Source organism: Marivita cryptomonadis (assembly GCF_002115725.1).
Classification (GTDB): domain Bacteria; phylum Pseudomonadota; class Alphaproteobacteria; order Rhodobacterales; family Rhodobacteraceae; genus Marivita; species Marivita cryptomonadis.
In genome coordinates this window covers 306,123-326,718 of sequence record NZ_JFKD01000003.1, presented here as the reverse complement: position 1 = coordinate 326,718, position 20,596 = coordinate 306,123, and the positions used below count along the sequence as shown (strand labels likewise).

The window sequence follows — 20,596 nt, the reverse complement described above, 5'->3', positions numbered from 1 at the left end:
TGGCGGAGCGGCCGTGACCGGCCGCTCCGAAAGTCTACACGCGTTCTGATCGGATCAGAAGCTCAGCGCGGGGCAGCTGTCGTCGGACATGTAGTCATGCACCATCAACTCGCCGCTGGCGATCTTGGCAGAAGCATCGTCCACGGCTGCTTTCATGTCGGCGCTGACGAGTGCTTCGTTGTGCTCGTCAAGGGCGTAGCCGATGCCGCCATTGGCGATACCCATGACGTTGATGCCTGTTTCCAGATCGGTGCCCGAGGTCATCGCATCATAGACCGCGTTGTCCACGCGCTTCATCATCGACGTGAGAACCTGACCCGGGTGCAGGTAGTTCTGGTTGCTGTCCACACCGATGGACAGGATGCCTTCGTCTGCAGCGGTTTGCAGAACGCCCACGCCTGTGCCACCCGCGGCAGCGTAGACCACGTCTGCGCCTTGGCTGATCTGAGCCTTGGTCAACTCAGAGCCCTTAACCGGGTCGTTCCACGCAGCCGGAGTCGTGCCGGTCATGTTGGCCACAACCGTGGCGTCCGCGTTTACAGCCTTCACGCCTTGCGCATAGCCGCAGGCGAATTTGCGGATCAGAGGGATGTCCATGCCGCCGATAAAGCCAACGGTGCCGGATTCGGATGCCATCGCTGCCATCATACCCACAAGGTAGGAGCCTTCATGTTCGTTGAACACGACAGAGCGCACGTTCGGCTGATCGACGACCATGTCGATGATTGCGAATTTGGTGTCCGGGTAATCTGGAGCGACTTCGCCGAGCACGTTGCCGAAGGCAAAGCCGGTCATCACGATCGGGTTGTTGCCGTTCTCGGCAAAGCGGCGAAGGGCCTGTTCTCGCTGGGCTTCGGACTGAAGCTCGATCTCGCGGAATGTTTCGCCGGTTTCCTCGGCCCAACGCACGGCACCGTTAAAGGCGGCTTCGTTGAAGGATTTGTCAAACTTGCCGCCCAGATCGAAGATCAGGGCCGGTTCGGCAGCAGCCGCGCCAGCGGTGAGCGCCAAAGCAGCGGCGGCACCATAAAGTTTTGTCATGAGGGTCATTTAGCAGCTCCCAGATGTTGGACTGCGACGGCTTTATTGCGTCGCTTGGTTAGATCGATTGATCAGCGTCAATTAAGGCTGCACGCGGACGATAGTTCAACCGCTTTTTGTGCCAGAGCCCTGTGACGTTGGCGCAGGAGCGATTTGACCTTACGCAATGGCCATTGAAAGCAGCATGGCATCGTCTTTTGTGCCGTCGCGCAAGGTATAATAGCCCGACCGCGTGCCAATCGGCGCGAATCCCTTCGCTGCGTAAAAGGACCGGGCTGGTGCGTTCTGTAGCGCCACTTCCAACAGGATGCGCGTGACACCCTGCTGCTTTGCAACGGTGATGAGCTTGGTCAAGAGCGAAGACGCCAGGCCTTTTCGCTGTGCCCCGGGGTCTGTGGCAATCGCCAGAATTTCACACTCGTCGGCCACAATTTGCGCTATCACGAAGCCTTGATCCTGAGACAGGATCAGACTGTGCTTGGCGGCGAGAGTGTCAGCGATGTCTTGCGCCGACCATGGCCGCATCTGGACATAGGCCCTGTCCATGATCGCGGCGCAGCGTTCGGGTGTCACGACAGGATCACTGGGGCCGTATCCCGTGCAGGGGCGGCATCGGCTGGTTTGATGTAGAGCGGTTTGGGCCGCACTGCAGCCTGTGCATCGGCCCGTGCCGCGACCTCGGCCAGTGCGGTGATCAACGCGTGCGCGTCTTCGGCAAAGATGGCCTCGGGGACATCGCTGGCCGCGATGAGCGCAGGTGCTCCGCCGGGGGATTGTGCGTAGATCATGTCGCGTGGAGCAGCAACAGCAGCGGTCGCCATAGGGTGCAGGTGATGCAGAGCATCGAGCGTGGACACGCCGATGGCCGGAACGCCAAGCCCCAATGCAAGCCCGCGTGCGGCGGACACCGAAATTCGGATTCCCGTGAAATTGCCGGGCCCGATCCCGACCCCAATGCGGCTCAGATCGGCCCATGTCTTGCCGTGCTGCGCGAGAAACGTCTCGAGCATCGGCATCAGGTGTTCGACCTGTCCGCGTGCCATCGCGTCGACACGGGTTGCGACAACTCGACCACCGCAAAACAAAGCGGCTGCGCAATGCGCAGCCGATGTGTCAAATGCCAGAAGGGTCGTGTCAGACGGCAACCGGCCGCACCTCGGTCACTTCGGGGATATAGTGCCGCAGAAGGTTTTCGATCCCCATTTTGAGCGTCAGGGTCGAAGATGGGCAACCCGCGCAGGCACCCTGCATGTGAAGGTAGACCACACCCCGGTCAAAGCCATGAAAGGTGATGTCTCCACCGTCTTGCGCCACGGCAGGGCGGACGCGGCTGTCCAGCAATTCCTTGATCTGGCCCACGATCTCACCATCTTCGCCGGTATGCTCTGCATGTCCCGAAGGTGCTTTCGCGTCGCCTGCCATGACCGGATCGCCGGATTGGAAGTGCTCCATGATCGCGCCCAGAAGCGCGGGCTTCAGGTGGTCCCAATCGGTGCCGTCATCCTTGGTCACAGTGACGAAGTCATGTCCGAAAAACACGCCTTTGACGCCCGAGACCGCGAAGAGCCGCGTGGCCAGTGGCGAAACCGACGCACCTTCAGCTGTCGGGAAATCGGCAGTGCCCATGTCCAGCACGGTCTGGCCGGGTAGGAACTTGAGCGTGGCGGGGTTGGGCGTTGATTCAGTTTGGATAAACATGGCGGCACCTCCTGATGACGTTATCATATATGCGCATGCGCTGGAGCAGCGTCAAGGTTTAGAACAGTTCTAAGTCGCCGGTTTGGCACTGCAGGTCCCGCTATCGAATGGGGAGTAATGTTACCTCGAACGTGCCTGACACCGGCATCGGCGCTGACAGGTCGATGGTCTTCCCGAAATCTGCGCTTTGCCCCAGTGTTCCGATGAACGTGCCGCTGATGCGCAGCAAGTCGTCTTTAAGGTCTCGGTCTGTCACGGTAACGATCAAGCCGCCACTGTCCACCCGCCCATACCAGCGTTCGAATTCGGCATCCTCGGTTCGGCGCAGCAGCGACATTTCCGGCAGTTGTGCGCGGTCGCGCAACAGATCGAAGGCCAGCCTCAAGGATTGGAAGCGCTGCCATGTTCCCAGATCGGAAGGCCGGGTCAGAATACTAACCCTCACAAAGCCTTGCGAACCGGTCCAATCGCTATGGCCCGAGCTTAGTGGCAATTCCAGAGTTTCATCTGCCAAGGTGAGCGTTATCCGCCCCTCTTCCTTGGCGGTCGCCATCGACGCAGCCAAGAGGCTGGTGCCGATGCAAAACGCCGACACTGCGCGCAGAAAGCGGAAACCCGAAAATGCAGTCACGCAATCCTCCTTCGTCTTGCAGCGGACACGGTTTGCCGTGCCACCTGACGCGAGGGGACGTGTCAGGTGATCGCTTCGAGCCGCTCTTTCGACAGTTCGCCCGGCACGATGGTGATCGGGATCGGCAGGCTACCCGCGTTCTTGGTCAGTTGCGTGACAAGCGGACCGGGGCCCTTTTTGCCGGAGTTCGCGCCTAGAACCAGAACGCCAATGTCCGGATCATCCTGCACTTGTGCGATGATTTCGGTCACCGCTTCGCCTTCGCGAATAACAAGCTCTGGGTCGACGCCCTGCTTGTCGCGCATCCATTTGGCGAAAACCTCGAAATGCGCATGAATGCGCTCGCGCGCTTCTTCCCGCATGACTTCGCCCACACCGATCCAGTGATTGAACTCGTCTGCTGGGATGATCGACAAAATCTCCACCCCGCCGCCGGTATTGGCAGCCCGCATCGCGGCAAAGCGCATCGCGTTCAGACATTCGCGGCTGTCATCCAGGACGACTAGAAATTTACGCATAGATGTTCTCCCGCAGGGGATCATGGCTTAGGAACCGCACCCGTGCAATAGAGCTTGGCTCCAGTGTCGCAGATTGCACCTAGTGGGAAGACTGTGCCCAGTCCCAGTACATCTCGCGGACACGGCGGGTCACTGGCCCGACTTGGTAGGACGTGTCCTCGAACCCGACCACTGGCGTGACCTTGTTCATATTGCCAGACAGGAAGACTTCATCCGCCACTTCGAAATCAGCGAAACTCAGCACGGTTTCGTGGACCTTGGTCCCGTCGGCGCGGAGGTTGGTCATGTGGCGCGACCGGGTGATTCCCGCAAGGAAGGTGCCGTTGGCGATGGGCGTGAACACTTCGCCATCCTTGACCATGAACACATTGGCCGTGGCGCTTTCGGCCACATTGCCCATGGCGTCAGTGACCAGTGCATTTTGGAACCCGCGCGCCCGCAATTCGGCCAGCATGCGGGCGTTGTTGGGGTAAAGACAGCCTGCTTTGGCATTGACCACCGCGCTTTCGAGAACGGGGCGGCGGAACTGTGTTTTGCCCAAAGACACGCTGGCTGTTTCGGGGGCCATGGGAATTTCCTCAAGGCAGATCGCAAAGCCCGTCTTGTCGGGTGAGGGCATGATGGCCGACGCGTCTCCGTCGATCGCCCAGTACATCGGACGAATGTACACGGCTGTGTCCTTGGAATAGGCGCGCAGCCCGTCCCAAACGATCTGCACCATATCTTCGGCGCTGACAGTAGGGGTGACCATAAGCGCCTCAGCCGAGCGGTTCACCCGCTGGCAATGAGCCAGAAGATCGGGAGCCACACCATTGACGAAGCGTGCACCATCAAAAACGCCGCTGCCAAGCCATGCGCCGTGATCGGCAGCATTCATGACGGCGACATCACCATTGTGCCAAGTACCATTGAAATAGGTGTGGATGTTCTTGCCGGTTGCCATGATGACCTCCCTTGTTGCGGCGCAGGTTAGGTGCGTGATTGAGGAAGGTCCAGACCATGCGGGGCGGAAAGGTGCTTCGAAGCACCTTGCTTCAAGCATCTTGTGAGATGCTTGGACCGCGATTTCGAAATCGCGGTCTCAAGCCTTTTCGAAAAGGCTTTCCACCACACCCGGACGTGTCGCGTCAGGCCGCTTCGAGCAACAATGCGTCGAGGTCGAGAGGCGCGTTTATCATATTCAGCTCACCGCTTGAATTCCGAGGCCATTCCGCCTCTGGCCGGTCTCGGTAAATCTCGATTCCGTTGCCGTCCGGGTCGCTGAAATAGAGCGCTTCGCTGACACCATGATCTGCAGCGCCTTCGATGTCGACACCTGCGTCAAGCGCTGTCCGTAAGGCTTGAGCCAGCGCGGCACGATCAGGGTAGAGAAAGGCGACATGAAACAAGCCGGGGCTGCGTTTGGATGCAGGCGGGCCATCTTTGCTGAACCACGTATTCAACCCGATATGATGGTGATAGCCCCCCGCCGACAGGAAGGCGGCCTGATCGCCGTACTGCTGCGTCACGTCAAGCCCCATGACATCGCGGTAAAATACGATGGAGCGTTCAAGGTCCGTAACTTTGAGGTGGACATGCCCAATGGTCATGCCTTGATGTGCTTTGGTCATGGTCTGTCCTTTCGACCGGTTGGACCAAAGTAATCCTGTGCGCCTGTGCGGAAAAGGGCTATTGGCGCGCAAGATCTGTGCATCGGTGCTGAGCTTACGACACCATGCCGACGATTTCGTAAGTTTGTTTCAGGATAGGCGCCGCGATGGTGCGCGCCCGCTCGGATCCTTTGCTCAGGATCGCGTCGATCTCATCAGGCTGTTGCATCAGCCGCGCCATCTCGGTCGAAATCGGCGCGAGCTTTTCCACCGCAAGCTCGGACAGTATTGGTTTGAATTCCGAGAAAGGCTTGCCACCCACATCGCGCAACACGGCCTCGACCGACTGATCGGCGAGGGCGGCATAGATGTTAACGAGGTTGCGCGCCTCGGGGCGACCCTCAAGCCCTTCTGCCTCCGAGGGCAACGCGTCCGGGTCTGTCTTTGCCTTGCGGATCTTCTGTGCAATGGCGTCTGCATCGTCGGTCAAATTGATCCGGCTGGCATCCGAAGGATCGGATTTCGACATCTTCTTCGAACCATCGCGTAGCGACATTACACGTGTCGCCGCACCTTCGATCACTGGTTCGGTGATCGGGAAGAACTCCACGCCGTAGTCATGGTTGAATTTTGTCGCGATGTCGCGGGCGAGCTCAAGATGCTGTTTCTGATCTTCGCCCACGGGCACATGGGTCGCATGATAAACCATAATGTCTGCGGCCATCAGCGCCGGATAGGCAAGCAGGCCCAACGAGGCATTCTGTGTATTCTTACCCGCCTTGTCCTTCCACTGGGTCATGCGCTGCATCCAGCCCATGCGGGCGATGCAGTTGAAAATCCAAGCCAATTGCGTGTGCTCTGCGACCTGGCTCTGGTTGAACAGGATGGATTTCGCAGGGTCGAGGCCGGATGCGATATAGCCTGCGGTCAACTCGCGGGTCTGGCGGCGCAGAACGTCGGGTTCGAACAGCGTGGCGGTGATCGCGTGCAGGTCGACGATGCAATAAATCGTCTCGAATTCCTCATCCTGCTTTTCGACAAAGCGCTTGATCGCGCCAAGGTAGTTGCCCAGCGTCAGCCCTCCAGACGGCTGAATCCCCGAAAAAATCCGGGGTGTGAACGCGGGAGAGGTTTGGACCCCCTCGGACATGGCAAAACTCCATCTGGCAAAACTGGTGCTGGTGCCTTACCCATGACCCCAAGTGCCGTCAAGCAAGGGCCCGAGCAGTGACCCATCCGCATAACGAACCCCCGCTGAATCCGCTGCCTCCGGTGGTGATCGCGCTGTTCCTTGTCATTGTTGGTTTGGAGGTTGCCTTCAATCTTGGCGCGCGCGGTCTAGTTGGCGGGCCGCAGGCCGTGGGGTGGCGTCTTGGCACGCTGGAGCGGTTTGCCTTTTCGGCCGAGATTTTCGATTGGATGCGCGAGTCCGGGCGTTGGCCCATCGAACATGTGATGCGGTTTGTCTCGTACCCGTTTGTCCATGCCAGCTTTACCCACGCGTTGTTTGCCGGAGTTATGTTGCTGGCCCTCGGCAAGATGGTGGGCGAAGCGATGGGCAGCTTTGCGGTGCTGTTGATCTTCTTTGTCTCGGCCGCCGGTGGTGCGTTGGTATATGCGCTGACCGTAGGCGGCTCCACGCCGCTGATCGGAGCGTTTCCTGCCGTCTATGGTTTGATTGGTGGGTTCACCTACTTGCTTTGGCTGCGGCTGGGGCAGTTGGGTGAAAAACAGGTGCGCGCATTCACCCTGATCGGGTTTCTGTTGGCGATCCAATTGATTTTCGGTCTTCTTTTCGGGGCGAATGCCGAATGGGTGGCTGATTTGGCAGGCTTTGCCATCGGGTTCGTGATGTCGACAATTCTGGTGCCCGGCGGGTGGGCGAGGTTGGTCGACCGGTTGCGTCAGCGCAATTAACGTCGGCGGAAAGCGTCGCGGAATTCGCGTAGGGAGAAGGCACCAATACCTTGTCCAATCAATGCATAGCTGATCATTCCCAAAACGATCAGCGCGCCCAGCGCAAGGAAACGAATGCCTGCCATTTCGAGTAGGGGACCGAGCAGAAGCGTGCCGGCCCAGAGCACGCCGCCCATTGCTGCTGAAGCGAGGCATACCCGCCAGATGCGACGGCGGAAGCGGTCGTCGAACCGAGCGACATCGCCCATTTTGCGGCCCCCTTTCGCCAGCATCCAAACCATGACCCAACCGGCCAGTGTCGTGGCGATGGCAGGTGCGATCCAACCGAGGAAAGGCGCCAGTCCAACGGCAACTGCCGCGTTCACCACCATCGCCCAAACCGCAAATCGAAAGGGGGATTTCGTGTCTTCGCGCGCAAAGAACAAGGGTTGCAGAACCTTCTGCAAAACAAAGGCGGGAAGCCCCAAACCATAGATCGCGACCGCCGCTGCGATGGCTGCGGAATCGTCGGCGCCAGTGGCGCCACGTTCGAACAGCACCGAAACGAGTGGCAGGGGGATCACGACCAAGGCAACCGCTGCCGGGATGGTCAGAGCCAGCGACAGTTCTCCGGCACGCGAGAAGGCATGTTTGGCCCCGGTGTCGTCCTGCGCGGTGAGGCGTCTGGACAGGTCTGGCAAAAGCACGATCCCGACGGCAATACCAACCACACCAAGGGGCAGTTGATAAAGCCTGTCTGCTGCATAAAGCCAGCCTACGGCCTTGTCGAAATGCGACGCAACCTGTTGACCGACCAGCAGATTGATCTGCATGACCCCCCCGGCCAGTGCCGCCGGGATGGCGACGACAACCAGACGCTTCATCTCGGGCGTCCAACGCGGCCGCATCGGGCGAAGGCGGAGTCCGGCGCGGTCGGTGGCGGCCCAGACAAGGCCGAGTTGGGCGATGCCTGCGACAGGCACGGTCCAAACCAGCCAACGAATTACTTCACCTCCGGTTTGGGCAGCCCAAGCCATTGAGATACAGACAAAAATATTGAGAAACACAGGTGCGGCGGCAGCGGCGGCAAAACGACCCGTGGCGTTCAGAACACCGGAAAACAGGGCAGTCAGCGACATCAGCAGGATATAAGGGAAGACGATGCGTCCATACTCCACCGTCAGATCGAACCGCGCGTCGCCAACGAAGCCACCGGCGGTGAGCCAGACAAGAGCCGGCATGAAGATCATGGCAACAGCGCTTAGAATGAGCAGAACGAAAGCCAGCCCCGACAGCGCCTGAGTGGCGAAGCCGACCGGGTCGTCATCGGTCTCTAACCGCTTGGAAAACATGGGAACGAAGGACGCGTTGAACGCACCTTCGGCGAAAAAGCGACGGAACATGTTGGGCAGACGGAAGGCGGCGACAAAGGCATCCATCACCGGGCCGGGGCCGATATAAGCGAGGATCATGACCTCGCGCAGAACACCCAGAACCCGGCTCATCAGGGTCCAGAAGCCGACGGTGAGAACACCGGAAATAAGGCGAATGGGTTTCATGCGGGCTCCTTGCGCGTGCAGACCGGGGTAGAGCAGAAATCGTCTGGCGAAAAGTGCCTGTTGTACGGCTCATGCAGGTGTCCCGTACGGTTCAAAGCCGGATTTGGGCTGTTTTCAGCGGATCTTGCCGGGGTTTCACCCGCACCACGCCCAACCGTACGGGACATATGCCGGTGCCGTACGCTTCATCCGTACTGGTGGTTAAATCGGCGGCTCCTTGGCGCACCGCGCTGCGCGCTTACCTTTCGTCAATGATTTTATCCCAAGGTGAGCAGGATCGCCAAAACTGGGAATCGTTTGTGTACATCTTCAATCTGTCACCTATCGAGGATATCAACACCGATTGGCTGCGCAGCCATCTGCGATATGTGTTGAACGAGGTAAATCACGGCGCGCGCTATGCGATCCTGCGACGTGGGCAACCCGTGGCAGGGCTCGTTCCGATCACCGAGGCGCGCGCATTGTTCGAAGCAACGCGCGCGGACCGAAAATACCGCGAAATGCACGAAGGACTGAAACGGCGCGACGAAGATCGCTTGCGGCAGGCCGTTGCCTATTTGGGGCAGGCTGAAAGCGCACTGTATACGGGTGCGACGTGAACGCGGCGCTTGGGTGGATCCAGCACAATTGGACTGCGCTGGTTCTGCGGGCGCTTGTCCGGCTGCAAGCCATGATCCGCGCCGAGTGGCAGACCGTGTCAGGCGATGTCCGCAAAGGGATTGTCGATGACCCCGACCACCGGCATCAGCACATCCGTGCTGCCGGTTTCAGCAACGGCAAGCGAGGCGTCGGACAAATCCTGAGCTGCAGTAAGACTTGCGGCACTGCCGTTGAAGGCATCCATCACGTCGTTGGCGGAAGTGAGATCATTCTGACCCTGAATCACCGCGAAATAGAGCCCCAGATCAGTCTTGGATTCGATATAGGCAACATCGGCGGGCGATCCGGTCGCAGCGCGGGCTCCAGCGAGGAGATCAAGAATGAAACTGCTCTCTGTTACGTTGCCGGCGTTCAATTGACCTGTCCAGAAATTGAAACCGTCCAGTTCGGGGTCGCGGCCCAGCACGTTGTTGTAGACCGCTGTCACGAAATCGCTGTTGCTCATACCAGAATACAGCGCGACTGTTTCGGGCTGTTCAAAGAACAGATCTGCAATCGCGTCGAAGGAAAAACCGTTTTTCTGGAAAGCAGTGGCCCAGAACGAAAGTCCCAGCGCGTCGGGCGCACGGTCGAAATAGGCGATGTAGAGTTCGGTCAGGGTTGTCAGATCGGCGGCAGAAATCAGACCGATCCCGTCGTGCTTGTCGAGTTCGAACGCGACGCCGCCTTCGGTTTCGATCGTCTCTACACGCAGCAAGGCAGTCTCATCCGCCGGGTCGGACCTGTCACTGACCGTTGTGCGGACACCGAAGAAGGTGAGCGTCATCTCTCCTTGCGGGATGCTGTCAAAACGCACGAGGTCATCCCCGTCACCGCCGTCAATGCTGTCATTTCCGGACATATCGCCAAGGAAGAGGTCATCGCCGCCATAGAGAATGACCTGTTGTGCTCCGGGGCCGTCGGCAACGATATCGGCAAGGTTTGTGGCGAGAAGTATGGTCGCATCCGGGATTGTGGTGAAATCAAAGGTTTCCACATTTCCAAAGCCGTCGTTTTCAATGACGCCTGTTGTGAAATCAAGGTTCAGCCCCGCAGTGGCATCGGTGAAAAAGAAGTCAAGAATGGGCACGCCAGTGCTGCCCGGATCGACATTGTAGACATCCGCTCCCAGACCGCCGGCGAGGGCGACAACCTGACCTTCGGCGAGACGAATTGTGAAGGTGTCCGCGCCAGCGGTGCCCTCAAGGCTCAGGTATTGATCCAATGCGCCCGAGACGTTTTGCAGGGTATCGGTGAAGCCAGCCGTATTGACGGTGCCGGTGTTCGTGACAGCATCGATATCAAAGGTGACCGGTGTGTCGATTGTATCGTAATCGAGAAAGAAACCGGGGCCATTGGGACCTCCGCTCTCGAAGGTAATGACATCATTGCCAAGACTGCCGACGATGCGGTCGCCATCGGATGTGCTGGCACCAGTGTTAATGACATCGCTGCCGGACCCACCTTCGATTGCGTCATCAAAGGGCGATCCTTCAAAGATGATCGGACGGCTGATGAGCGGCAGAAACCCGGCCCAGGCCAGTTCCTGATCAAAGCCACTGAGCCCTCCGCTGGCGTCAAGGACAATCTGTGTGGACGTGTTGAAGAGGCTGGCCAAGCCGGAGAAATCAGACCTCTCGCCAATATCGGTCAGCGCGTCCTGAAAGGCAGAGGCCGACCAGTTGATGCCAGTGACCCGCGCCTGTTCGATATCGAGCCCGTTGAATTCCATGGACGTGATCACGCCGGATTGGAAACGGCCTGCGGCGTCTGCGCTGAGCCCGACGCCCCGCAGCACCACGTTGACATTGGCCTGCGTGAATATGGTGTGGGTGAAAATCGCCTCGGTCGGCGATACCACGTCCAGTGTCACGCGCAGCGTCATGCTGCTGTCAAAAAAGGACTGTTCCAGAAAACGGGTGTTGTTGCCGGTATAGGTAAACTGCATGTAATCGTCCTGAAAATGCTTTGGGGTTACTGTTCCTTGGCCCGCGCTGCGCCTTCGGAAATGGCGGTGCGCAGCTTGGTCTCAAGAGATTTCTGTTTGCTTTCGGAATGGAATTTGAGGCCGAACATGTCCTTGACGTAGAACGTGTCCACAACCTGTTCACCGTAGGTCGCGATCACTGCGGAGGCGATGTATACGTTGGCGTTGGCCATGGTGCGGGTCAGGTCGAACAGCAGGCCGGGGCGGTCGCGCGTGTCGACTTCGATGATGGTGTAGATTTCCGACCCTTCGTTGTCGAAGGTGATGGATGTCGGGACATTGAAAGCGCGTTCGCGTTTCTTGATCTTGTCGCGCGGTTTTATGGCCTCACGCGGAACGATGTCACCGCGCAGGGTTTTGGAGATCATGTCGCGCAGGCGGGGAATGCGCACGTCTTCGTAGGGCGATCCATCGCTGTCCTGAATCCAGAAGACGGCCGTGGCGAACCCGTCTTTCGATGTAAAGGTGCGGGCATCGACGACATTTGCGCCCACCAGAGCCAAGGCGCCGGCGAGCCGCGAGAAGATGCCGGGGTGGTCTGACAGGGCAAAGCACACGCGGGTTGCATCGCGGTCCTCATCAGGATGGATGTCGATGCGGATTTCGTTGTTGCCGATGTCGCGCAGCAGTTCGGCAAAGATCTTGTGGGCGGTGACATGCAGACCTTGCCAGTAGGGCGGGTAGTGGCGGCCGGTTTCGACGCGCAGGTCCTTGGTATCCCAGCCTTCGAGCGCGTCGCGGAGGGCTTTCTTGGCCTCGGCACCGCGGTTTTCGCGGTTGAGCGCCTCCATCCCGTCTTCGAGCGCGCGGCGTGTCTGGCGGTAGAGCGCGCGGATCAGCACAGCTTTCCAGTTGTTCCAAGTGCCGGGGCCCACGCCGCGGATGTCGCAGACGGTGAGGACACAAAGCAGATCGAGCCGTTCGCGGGTTTGCACCGCCTTGGCGAAATCGCGGACGGTTCGGGGATCGGCGATGTCGCGTTTCTGGGCCATATCCGACATCAGCAGGTGATAGCGCACCAGCCATTCGACGGTGGCGCATTCCTGTTTGTTGAGGCCCAGACGCGGCGCGACCTTGCGGGCGATCTTGGCGCCGAGGACAGAGTGGTCTTCGTCGCGCCCCTTGCCGATGTCATGCAAGAGCAGCGCAACATAGAGCACCTTGCGGTTGATGCCGTGTTTGAGGATCGAGCTGGCGACGGGCAGGTCTTCTTCGAGGTGGCCGTTTTCGATCTCGCTCAGGTGCCAGATGCATTGGATCGTGTGTTCGTCCACCGTGTAATGGTGGTACATGTTGAACTGCATCATCGCCACGATCGGTTCGAATTCGGGGATGAAGGCCGCCAAAACACCCAGTTCGTTCATGCGCCGCAGGGCGCGTTCGGGGTTGCCGTGTTTGAGCAGAAGGTCGAGGAAGATGCGCTGGGCTTCCTTGTCGTTGCGCATGTCCTTGTCGATCAGGTTCAAGTTGGCGCTGATCAGGCGCATGGCATTGGCGTGGATCAGCAGACCGGTGCGCAGCGCCTCCTCAAAAATGCGCAGGAGGTTCATCTTGTCGGCCAGAAAAGCCGCGTCGTCGGTAATGGCGAGGCGGTTGTTCACCACCTCGTAGCCGTCACGCGTCTTGGGCTGGCGCTTGAAGAGCCGCATCAAAAGTGGCGGCTCCTTTTGCTGCGAAGCTTCGAGCGAGGTGAGAAAGATGCGGGTCAGGTCGCCGACGGAGGTGGCGTGGCGGAAGAAATCCTGCATAAAGATCTCGACGCCGCGGCGGCCACTTTTGTCGGCATAGCCCATGCGATCAGCCACTTCGACCTGCATGTCGAAGGTGAGTTGTTCGGTGGCGCGGCCCGAGGCGAGATGCAGGTGGCAGCGCACCGCCCAGAGAAAGTTCTCGGCTTTGACGAAGGTCTGGAATTCCTCGGGGCGGAACACGCCCGCGCGGACCAGTTTGCTTAGGTCGTCGGTGTGATGGATGTACTTGGCGATCCAGAACAGTGATTGCAGGTCGCGCAGCCCGCCTTTGCCTTCTTTCACATTGGGTTCGACCATGTAGCGCTGGCCTTGCTTGACGTGCCGGGCATCGCGCTCGGCCAGTTTTGCATCGACGAATTCGACCTCGGTGCCCTTGAAAAGCGTATTCCAGAGCTTGGAGTCAAGCTCGACCGCCAAGGGTTCATAGCCGACCAGAAAGCGGTGTTCGAGCATGGCGGTGCGGATGGTGAAGTCATCGGCACCAAGGCGCAGGCAGTCTTTGACGGTGCGCGACGAATGCCCGACTTTCAGTTTCAGATCCCACAGGATGTAGAGCATGGATTCGATCACGCTCTCGGCCCATGCGGTGATCTTGTAAGGCGTGAGAAACAACAGATCGACATCGGAAAACGGAGCCATCTCGCCGCGCCCGTAGCCGCCGACTGCCAAAACCGACAGGCGTTCGCCCTCGGTCGGATTGGGGTTGCGGTGGACACGCTCTGTGACGATCTCGAATGTCAGCCTGATCACCTGATCGGTGAGCCACGTGTAGCCCGTGGTCACCGACAGGGCATTGCGCGGCTGCGCATCAAGCCGCGCAGCAACGGCCGCACGCCCGGTTTTCTGCGCGTCCTTGAGAACCGCGACAACCGCGTTGCGCACCTCGCGCTCGTCATACATGTCGCCGACTGCGGCCCACATCACGTCTCGCGTGGCGGGCACATCGAGAATGTCGGAGAAGTCATCGGAGGCGGTGGGCGCCTCCGATGGGTTGGTCATGCTCAGGGATTTAGAAGCCTGCGCCGCCGAAGCCGGATGGGGCTGGGTCAAGGATGGTCACCTGGTTGTTGCGCACGGTCGCCACTGCGAGACCGCGTTCATTGGTTCCGTCCGGGCGTAACCGGAAGACGCCATTTGCGCCTTGAAAGCCCGAATTCTGTGTCAGCGCCCGCGCAGTGAGAGCGTCGGATCGGCCTTGGCGAACCAAAGCGCCAATGGCTGCGATGCCGTCAAAGGCAAGACCGGCCAGCGGATGAGGTTCTTGCCCGAATTGCGTCCGATAGCGGCTGTCGAAGGCGTTTTTGGCTGCGGTGTCGGGCAGGGTGAAGTAACCGCCCTGTGCGCCCGGCATGGACAGGATCTGTGTCGGCACATCCCAGCGCGCGAGGCCCATATACTGGGTTGTCGCGGGGTTGACCCCTGCTTCGGGCAGAAGTTGCAGCAACATTGGCAGCGCGCCTGCGGCGTTCGATGTCAGGAAGATCGAGTCGGCACCCGTAGCGCCGACGGACGCGCGGATGCGCGGCACGGCTGAGGTCACGCCTTCCTGCGAAAACGCAAAGGATTCGATGGCGGCGACGCGCACGCCGGTCTGGCTTGCTGCGGCTTGAATCGCGGCCTTGCCAAATTCGCCTTCGACGTTCTGCGGGTGCACAATCACAACGGAATTTCTGCCCTGACGGGATGCATAGCCGAGCAAACGGTTCGCGGTGTTGCGGAAGGTCGGGCCGAGCACGAACACGTTTCCGCCTGCGATGGAGGGGTTGTTCGAGAAACTGAGCACGTTGACGCCATTGTCGGCAACCGCGACGCCTGCGGCATTCGCTGCTTCGCCAAAGAGCGGGCCAAGAATGATCTGTGCGCCTTCGGCAACGGCGGTTTCGGCCTGAAGGGCCGCGCGCTGGGCATCGCCAGCGGTGTCATAGACGCGCAGGTCTATCTGCACCCCATCGAGTGAGGCGACAGCAAGACGTGCGGCGTTTTCAAGGCTGGCAGCGACGGCCCCAGCGCCACTGTCGCTGCGGGGAATCAACAGAGCCACAGGGATAGGCGCATTTGTATTGACGCTGGGCCCGGACCCGCTGCTTGGGGCGGTCATCATCGTCGGATCACAGGCCGCCAGACCGATGAAGGCCGCGACTGCAGCGGCTTTGCGCAACAGCTTGCGGGGGGTGGACAAAACAGCCAACATAAAACGCACTCCCTTGGCGCGCCGAACAGGATTTGGGCGCGCTTCATTAATTGGGACCGATAATAGACAACGACAAAGGCGGGTCCAGACATGAATTGGCAGACACGCGAGATCGCGCCGGGGTTGTATCTGGTGGCGACACCGCTGGGCAATGCGCGTGACATCACACTGCGGGCGCTTGACCTGCTGGCAGGTGCGGACGTGCTTGCAGCAGAGGATACGCGGTCGCTGCGGCGGTTGATGGAGATCCATGGTGTGGCGTTGGGAGACCGTCCGTTGGTGGCCTATCATGATCACAATGGAGACCGGGCGCGCCCCCGCCTTATGGCCGCGTTGGAGGCGGGCCAGTCAGTTGTCTATGCGTCGGAAGCAGGCACGCCGTTGATCTCGGACCCGGGATTCGACCTGATGCGAGCAGCGCTTCAGGCCGGAGTGCCCTGCACCACGGCACCGGGGGCAACGGCGGCGGTTGCTGCCCTGACCTTGTCGGGTTTGCCGTCTGACCGGTTCCTGTTCGCCGGGTTCCTGCCCAACACTGCAAGCAAGCGGAAAACGGCGCTGGCGGAATTCGTGGGTGTGCCGGCGACGTTGATCTTCTACGAATCCCCGAAACGTCTGGGTGCGATGCTGCGCGATGCGGCCGAGGTGTTGGGACCAGACCGGGACGCGGTGGTGTGCCGGGAGTTAACCAAGAAATTCGAAGAGCGTTGTGCGGGGTCGCTGGCGGATTTATCCACCAAGTATTCCGAAGAAACCCCGAAGGGTGAAATCGTCGTTCTGATCGATCGCGGTATTGGTGCGGTCACCGATCAGGCGACGCTGGACGAGGCTTTGCAGGATGCGTTGATACGGATGTCGGTCAAGGATGCGGCCAGCGAAGTGTCTAAGGTTTTTGGGATTCCGCGCCGCGAGGCGTATCAAAGGGCGATGGCGTTAGCCAAAAATTGATGTCTTGGAGGTAGGGTCGGTGATCGAAGGGGTGCTTTATGCCATTTGACTATCAGACCGATGCCGCTGGGGCCGACGTTCCCCAGCATGCCGCAGGGCAAGTTGGGGATGCGCGGCGGACAAATTACCATGCTGGGGTGAGCGCTGAACAGGCTGTTGCGCGTCACTATCAGGACAGGGGCGCAGTGCTGCGAGAGATCCGTTGGCGCGGGCGCTGTGGTGAGATCGACCTGATCCTGTTGGAAGGCGACAATGTTGTTTTCGTGGAGGTCAAGAAAAGCCGCACTCATGCAGCTGCCGTACAGCGAGTGACGGCGCGGCAGCTTGGCCGTATTTTGCGCAGCGCGGAAGATTATCTGGGCCAATGTCCGGCGGGAGCCCTTACCGATGCGCGACTGGATGTGGCGCTGGTGGATGCGCAGGGCAGGATCGACATCATTCCGAATGCCAGCATGGGCCTCTGACGCGGCGATCTTGCACGCCCTCATGGCTTGCGCCATTACACAGGCAGAGTTTGCAAAGGGCACCACATGAAAATCGCGTTTCAGATGGATCCGATCCAGTCGGTCAACATAAATGCCGACAGTTCTTTCAGGCTGGCCGAAGAGGCCCAGGCGCGAGGGCATGAGCTGTTTTTCTACAGTCCGGACAAGCTGGCCTATGACGAGGGGCGCATCCTTGCCGTGGGTCATTGGTTCACGGTGCAGCGGGTGCAGGGCGACCATGTTGCGCTTGGGCCGGAAGTGCAGGTCGATCTGGAAGAGGTCGATGTTGTCTGGCTTCGGCAGGATCCGCCATTTGATATGAACTACATCACATCGACCCATTTGCTGGACCGTCTCAAGGGCAAGACGCTGGTGGTGAACGATCCGTTCTGGGTGCGGAACTATCCGGAAAAGTTGCTGGTGCTGGATTTCCCGGACCTGACGCCGCCGACGATGATCGCGCGGGATTTGGGGACGATCAAGTCGTTCAAGGCGCGCCATCAGGATGTGATCCTGAAGCCGCTTTATGGCAATGGCGGCGCGGGGGTGTTTCGATTGGATGCCAATGATCGCAACCTGTCCTCGCTGCACGAGCTGTTCACCGGGTTTTCGAGAGAGCCGCTGATCATGCAGAAGTTCTTGCCGGACGTGTCAGCGGGCGACAAACGGGTGATCCTTGTCGATGGTGAGGCGGTTGGGGCGATCAACCGAGTGCCCGCAGAGGGGGAGACGCGGTCGAACATGCATGTCGGCGGGCGACCCGAAAAGATCGGGCTGACGGAGCGCGATCTGGAGATTTGCGCGCGGATCGGGCCGCTTTTGCGTGAAAAGGGGCAGGTATTCGTCGGGATCGACGTGATCGGGAACTACCTGACCGAGATCAACGTGACATCGCCCACGGGGATTCAGGAACTTGAGCGCTTTGACGGGATCAACGTCGCAGAGAAGATCTGGCAGGCGATCGAGGCCAAACTTTAAAGGCCTTTCATCGGGCCGAGAGGCCCTTTTTACGGAGCGCTTTGAGGCAGGCGGTAACTGAGGGCTTCGGCGATGTGGTCGCGGGTGATGGCGTCGGTGGCGTCAAGATCGGCGATGCTGCGCGCCACGCGCAACACGCGATGATAGCCACGCGCGGAAAGACCGAAACGGTCTGCCGCATCGGTCAGCAGGGTCCGGGCCGGGATGTCGAGTGCGGTGGTCTGGTCGAGCAGATCGCCCTCAAGATCGGCGTTTTGGTGCATATCGGGGTGATCCTGAAAGCGGGCTGCCTGAACCGCGCGGGCGGCGGCGACACGGGTGGCCAGTTCGTGGCTGCTGGCACCGGAGCTGGGCAGGTCAAGGTCGCGAAAGGCAACGGGCGGCACGTCGACGCGCAGATCGAAACGGTCCATCAGGGGGCCGGAAATGCGGCCCATATAGTCTTCACCACAATTGGGTGCACGCGAACAGGCGCGGGCCGGGTCGCTGAGATAGCCGCATTTGCAGGGATTGGCGGCGGCGACCAGCATGAACCGGCAGGGATATTTGATATGGGCATTGGCGCGGGCGACCATCACCTCTCCGGTCTCGATCGGTTGGCGCAGGGTTTCCAGCACGGCGCGGGGGAATTCCGGGAATTCGTCCATAAAGAGCACACCATTGTGGGCGAGGCTGATTTCACCCGGTTTGGCGGTGCGCCCGCCGCCGACGATGGCGGCCATTGACGCTGTGTGATGCGGTTCGCGAAACGGGCGGTGACGCGAGATACCGCCCGCTTCGATCAGGCCGGAGAGCGAATGCACCATCGAGGTTTCCAGCGCCTCGGCTGGGGTGAGCGGCGGCAGGATGCCCGGCAGGCGGGCGGCCAGCATGGATTTGCCAGAGCCCGGCGTGCCGACCATCAAAACATGGTGCCGCCCGGCTGCCGCGATTTCGAGCGCCCGTTTGGCGCGTTCTTGCCCTTTGACATCGCGCATGTCGCGGCTGTCAGGGGCGTGGCTGACTTCGCCGGGATCACAGGGGCTGAGCGGCGTGCGTCCGGTCATGTGCTGGATCACGTCCATCAGACCCTTGGCGCCGATCACCTGACAACCGCCGACCCAAGCCGCTTCGGCGCCGGAGGCTGCGGGGCAGATCAGGGCGCGGTTTTCCTCGGCCGCGGCCATCGCGGCGGGCAGTGCACCGATCACCGGGATGAGCGCGCCATCCAGTGACAGTTCCCCAAGGGCGACAGTGTCGGACACGGCGTCTTTGGGCAGGATCTCCAGTTCGGCCAACAGGGCCAGCGCGATGGGCAGATCGAAATGCGAACCTTCCTTGGGCAGGTCCGCAGGCGAGAGGTTCACGGTGATCCGTTTTGAAGGCAGCGCAATGTGCAGGGTGGAAAGCGCGCCGCGCACCCGGTCGCGGGATTCGGACACGGCCTTGTCCGGAAGGCCCACGACGGCGAAGGCCGGCATTCCTGGGGTGATGGCGCATTGCACCTCGACCATGCGGGCGTCCACGCCTTCGAAGGCGACAGTATAGGCATGCGCAACCATGAGATCCGGTCCTCGTCTGCTGCGAGGGTGGGACCATCATGGTTGCGAAATGGTTAACGCGGATTGCGAAATCTTCTGGGCGCAGCCACTTAGCTGGAGGTGGTGAGCGCCATGAAGGCTGGCCAAGCTTCGGGATCAAGCGCGGTTTCATCGCGGCAGGTTTTGTTTTCAAAGCCGTAGATGCGCCCGTCCATTTCGAGAAAATATGTCGGTGCGCCACCTGTGAAAGGGCAATGCGCGTTGACTGCTGGCCCCGCATCAACCGGCGTTGCGTTTAGCGGTGCCGGGCCGGGCCATGCTTTGGTCTCGAACGGTTTTGCGTACCACGGCAGGGTGTCCCCGGTGGTCAGGCCCATTGTGCGCCATTGGCGGAACCATGGATCGGCCAGATGTGTGTCGACATAGCGCTGTGCAGTGTCCGAGAGCGCCACATCATACCCGGCGAACCGGGCGGCCACCGGGGCGAACGCGATGTCCGCGATGGAATACTGTCCCAGCAACCATGGCCCCTGATCGGCATAGCGATTTCGGGCAAGGGACCAGATGGTTTCGATTCGCGCGATGTCGGTATGCGTGGCGTCGGAGTGTGTCACATCACGGTAGGCCGTGCGTAGGTTCATTGGGCATTCGCCACGCAGCGCCGTGAACCCCGAATGCATTTCTGCAGCGAGCGCACGGCCCAAGCCACGGGCGACTGGGTCATTGGGCCAAAGCCCGGCATCGGGATGTCGGCTGTGAAGCTCTTCTGCCATCGCCAGCGAATCCCAGACGATGGTGCCGTCGGGCGCGCGCATCGCAGGGACGGTGCGGGCAGGCGCAATGCTGTCGAGTTGTTCGGCCACGCCTGTTTTGTTGAAGTCGACCAGATGGACTTTGGGCGCGATGCCGAGTTGGCGGAACAACAGCCAGCCGCGCAGCGACCAACTGGAATAAGCGTAATCGCCGATGAAAAGCTCGTAAACCATGCTGGGGTGTCTCCGATTGCCCATCTTTCGCGCAAGTCTATCTCGGCAAGTTGGGCTTTCCCAATTTCGAATTGTGCGCGAGGCCATCACCGGAACGAATAGAACGCATGGGCGTTGGCCCGATGTTGAAACTTTTTTTCATGAATCTTTGATCCACGGGCAGGGGACCCTCGTAATCA

20 protein-coding genes are annotated in these 20,596 nt (G+C 60.1%); 5 read left to right on the top strand and 15 right to left on the bottom strand.

Annotated elements, in window-relative coordinates; all coding sequences use genetic code 11:
- Positions 1-54: 54 nt before the first annotated feature.
- From MCRY_RS05405 to trpS, 9 genes are all read right to left on the bottom strand, one after another.
- Complete coding sequence (locus MCRY_RS05405) at positions 55-1,050, bottom strand: BMP family lipoprotein (RefSeq protein WP_085628450.1); 996 nt, start codon at positions 1,048-1,050, stop codon at positions 55-57.
- Between the two features lie 150 nt (positions 1,051-1,200).
- Positions 1,201-1,614: a GNAT family N-acetyltransferase gene (locus tag MCRY_RS05400; protein ID WP_085628449.1), complete on the bottom strand. Its 414-nt coding sequence runs from the start codon at positions 1,612-1,614 to the stop codon at positions 1,201-1,203.
- Positions 1,611-2,186, bottom strand: a complete 576-nt coding sequence (gene tsaB, locus MCRY_RS05395; RefSeq protein WP_085628448.1) for a tRNA (adenosine(37)-N6)-threonylcarbamoyltransferase complex dimerization subunit type 1 TsaB — start codon at positions 2,184-2,186, stop codon at positions 1,611-1,613. Before tsaB ends, MCRY_RS05400 begins: the two co-directional genes overlap by 4 nt.
- Positions 2,176-2,739: a NifU family protein gene (locus MCRY_RS05390; protein ID WP_085628447.1), complete on the bottom strand. Its 564-nt coding sequence runs from the start codon at positions 2,737-2,739 to the stop codon at positions 2,176-2,178. The genes tsaB and MCRY_RS05390 overlap by 11 nt, the downstream gene beginning before the upstream one ends.
- A gap of 100 nt (positions 2,740-2,839) precedes the next feature.
- Positions 2,840-3,370, bottom strand: a complete 531-nt coding sequence (locus MCRY_RS05385; RefSeq protein WP_085628446.1) for a hypothetical protein — start codon at positions 3,368-3,370, stop codon at positions 2,840-2,842.
- Positions 3,371-3,432: 62 nt separating this feature from the next.
- Positions 3,433-3,888, bottom strand: coding sequence for a universal stress protein (locus MCRY_RS05380; protein WP_085628445.1), 456 nt, complete (start codon positions 3,886-3,888; stop codon positions 3,433-3,435).
- 79 nt (positions 3,889-3,967) lie between these two features.
- Positions 3,968-4,831, bottom strand: a complete 864-nt coding sequence (locus MCRY_RS05375) for a branched-chain amino acid aminotransferase (protein ID WP_085628444.1) — start codon at positions 4,829-4,831, stop codon at positions 3,968-3,970.
- A gap of 184 nt (positions 4,832-5,015) precedes the next feature.
- The gene (locus MCRY_RS05370) at positions 5,016-5,498 is read right to left on the bottom strand and encodes a VOC family protein (RefSeq protein ID WP_085628443.1); all 483 of its coding nucleotides are present in this window, start codon (positions 5,496-5,498) and stop codon (positions 5,016-5,018) included.
- 94 nt (positions 5,499-5,592) lie between these two features.
- Positions 5,593-6,627, bottom strand: coding sequence for a tryptophan--tRNA ligase (trpS, locus tag MCRY_RS05365; RefSeq protein ID WP_085628442.1), 1,035 nt, complete (start codon positions 6,625-6,627; stop codon positions 5,593-5,595).
- A gap of 77 nt (positions 6,628-6,704) precedes the next feature.
- On the opposite strand from trpS, the gene MCRY_RS05360 reads away from it, so the two are divergent.
- Positions 6,705-7,394 (top strand): rhomboid family intramembrane serine protease, encoded by a 690-nt coding sequence (locus MCRY_RS05360; RefSeq protein ID WP_085628441.1) that lies wholly within the window; start codon positions 6,705-6,707, stop codon positions 7,392-7,394.
- Here the strand turns inward: MCRY_RS05360 and murJ are convergent.
- Positions 7,391-8,932 carry a murein biosynthesis integral membrane protein MurJ gene (gene murJ, locus MCRY_RS05355; protein WP_085628440.1) on the bottom strand — a complete coding sequence of 514 codons (1,542 nt, stop codon included), beginning with the start codon at positions 8,930-8,932 and terminating at the stop codon, positions 7,391-7,393. The two genes, MCRY_RS05360 and murJ, sit on opposite strands and share 4 nt — an antisense overlap.
- A gap of 299 nt (positions 8,933-9,231) precedes the next feature.
- Here murJ and MCRY_RS22825 point away from each other — a divergent pair, with 299 nt between their 5' ends.
- Positions 9,232-9,531, top strand: coding sequence for a type II toxin-antitoxin system Phd/YefM family antitoxin (locus MCRY_RS22825; protein WP_171046128.1), 300 nt, complete (start codon positions 9,232-9,234; stop codon positions 9,529-9,531).
- Between the two features lie 98 nt (positions 9,532-9,629).
- On the opposite strand, the gene MCRY_RS05345 is transcribed toward MCRY_RS22825, so the two are convergent.
- The 3 genes from MCRY_RS05345 to MCRY_RS05335 are packed head-to-tail and all read right to left on the bottom strand — an operon-like array spanning position 9,630 to position 15,500.
- On the bottom strand, positions 9,630-11,519 hold the full coding sequence (locus tag MCRY_RS05345; RefSeq protein WP_085628438.1) for a DUF4214 domain-containing protein: 1,890 nt from the start codon (positions 11,517-11,519) through the stop codon (positions 9,630-9,632).
- A gap of 26 nt (positions 11,520-11,545) precedes the next feature.
- Positions 11,546-14,359, bottom strand: a complete 2,814-nt coding sequence (locus tag MCRY_RS05340) for a [protein-PII] uridylyltransferase (protein ID WP_085628437.1) — start codon at positions 14,357-14,359, stop codon at positions 11,546-11,548.
- A complete protein-coding gene (locus MCRY_RS05335) occupies positions 14,319-15,500 on the bottom strand; it encodes a penicillin-binding protein activator (protein ID WP_085628436.1) in 1,182 nt (393 codons plus the stop codon). Before MCRY_RS05335 ends, MCRY_RS05340 begins: the two co-directional genes overlap by 41 nt.
- A 90-nt stretch (positions 15,501-15,590) precedes the next feature.
- Between MCRY_RS05335 and rsmI the strand changes: the two genes are divergently transcribed.
- The 3 genes from rsmI to gshB all read left to right on the top strand — a co-directional run bounded on the left by rsmI (position 15,591) and on the right by gshB (position 17,911).
- Positions 15,591-16,448: a 16S rRNA (cytidine(1402)-2'-O)-methyltransferase gene (rsmI, locus tag MCRY_RS05330; RefSeq protein WP_085628435.1), complete on the top strand. Its 858-nt coding sequence runs from the start codon at positions 15,591-15,593 to the stop codon at positions 16,446-16,448.
- 38 nt (positions 16,449-16,486) lie between these two features.
- Complete coding sequence (locus tag MCRY_RS05325) at positions 16,487-16,912, top strand: YraN family protein (RefSeq protein ID WP_085628434.1); 426 nt, start codon at positions 16,487-16,489, stop codon at positions 16,910-16,912.
- Positions 16,913-16,978: 66 nt separating this feature from the next.
- Positions 16,979-17,911: a glutathione synthase gene (gene gshB / locus MCRY_RS05320; RefSeq protein ID WP_085628433.1), complete on the top strand. Its 933-nt coding sequence runs from the start codon at positions 16,979-16,981 to the stop codon at positions 17,909-17,911.
- A 29-nt stretch (positions 17,912-17,940) separates the two neighbouring features.
- Here the strand turns inward: gshB and MCRY_RS05315 are convergent, their stop codons facing one another.
- Positions 17,941-19,452, bottom strand: coding sequence for a YifB family Mg chelatase-like AAA ATPase (locus MCRY_RS05315; protein WP_085628432.1), 1,512 nt, complete (start codon positions 19,450-19,452; stop codon positions 17,941-17,943).
- Between the two features lie 89 nt (positions 19,453-19,541).
- Positions 19,542-20,417, bottom strand: a complete 876-nt coding sequence (locus tag MCRY_RS05310) for a glutathione S-transferase (protein WP_085628431.1) — start codon at positions 20,415-20,417, stop codon at positions 19,542-19,544.
- Positions 20,418-20,596: the final 179 nt, after the last annotated feature.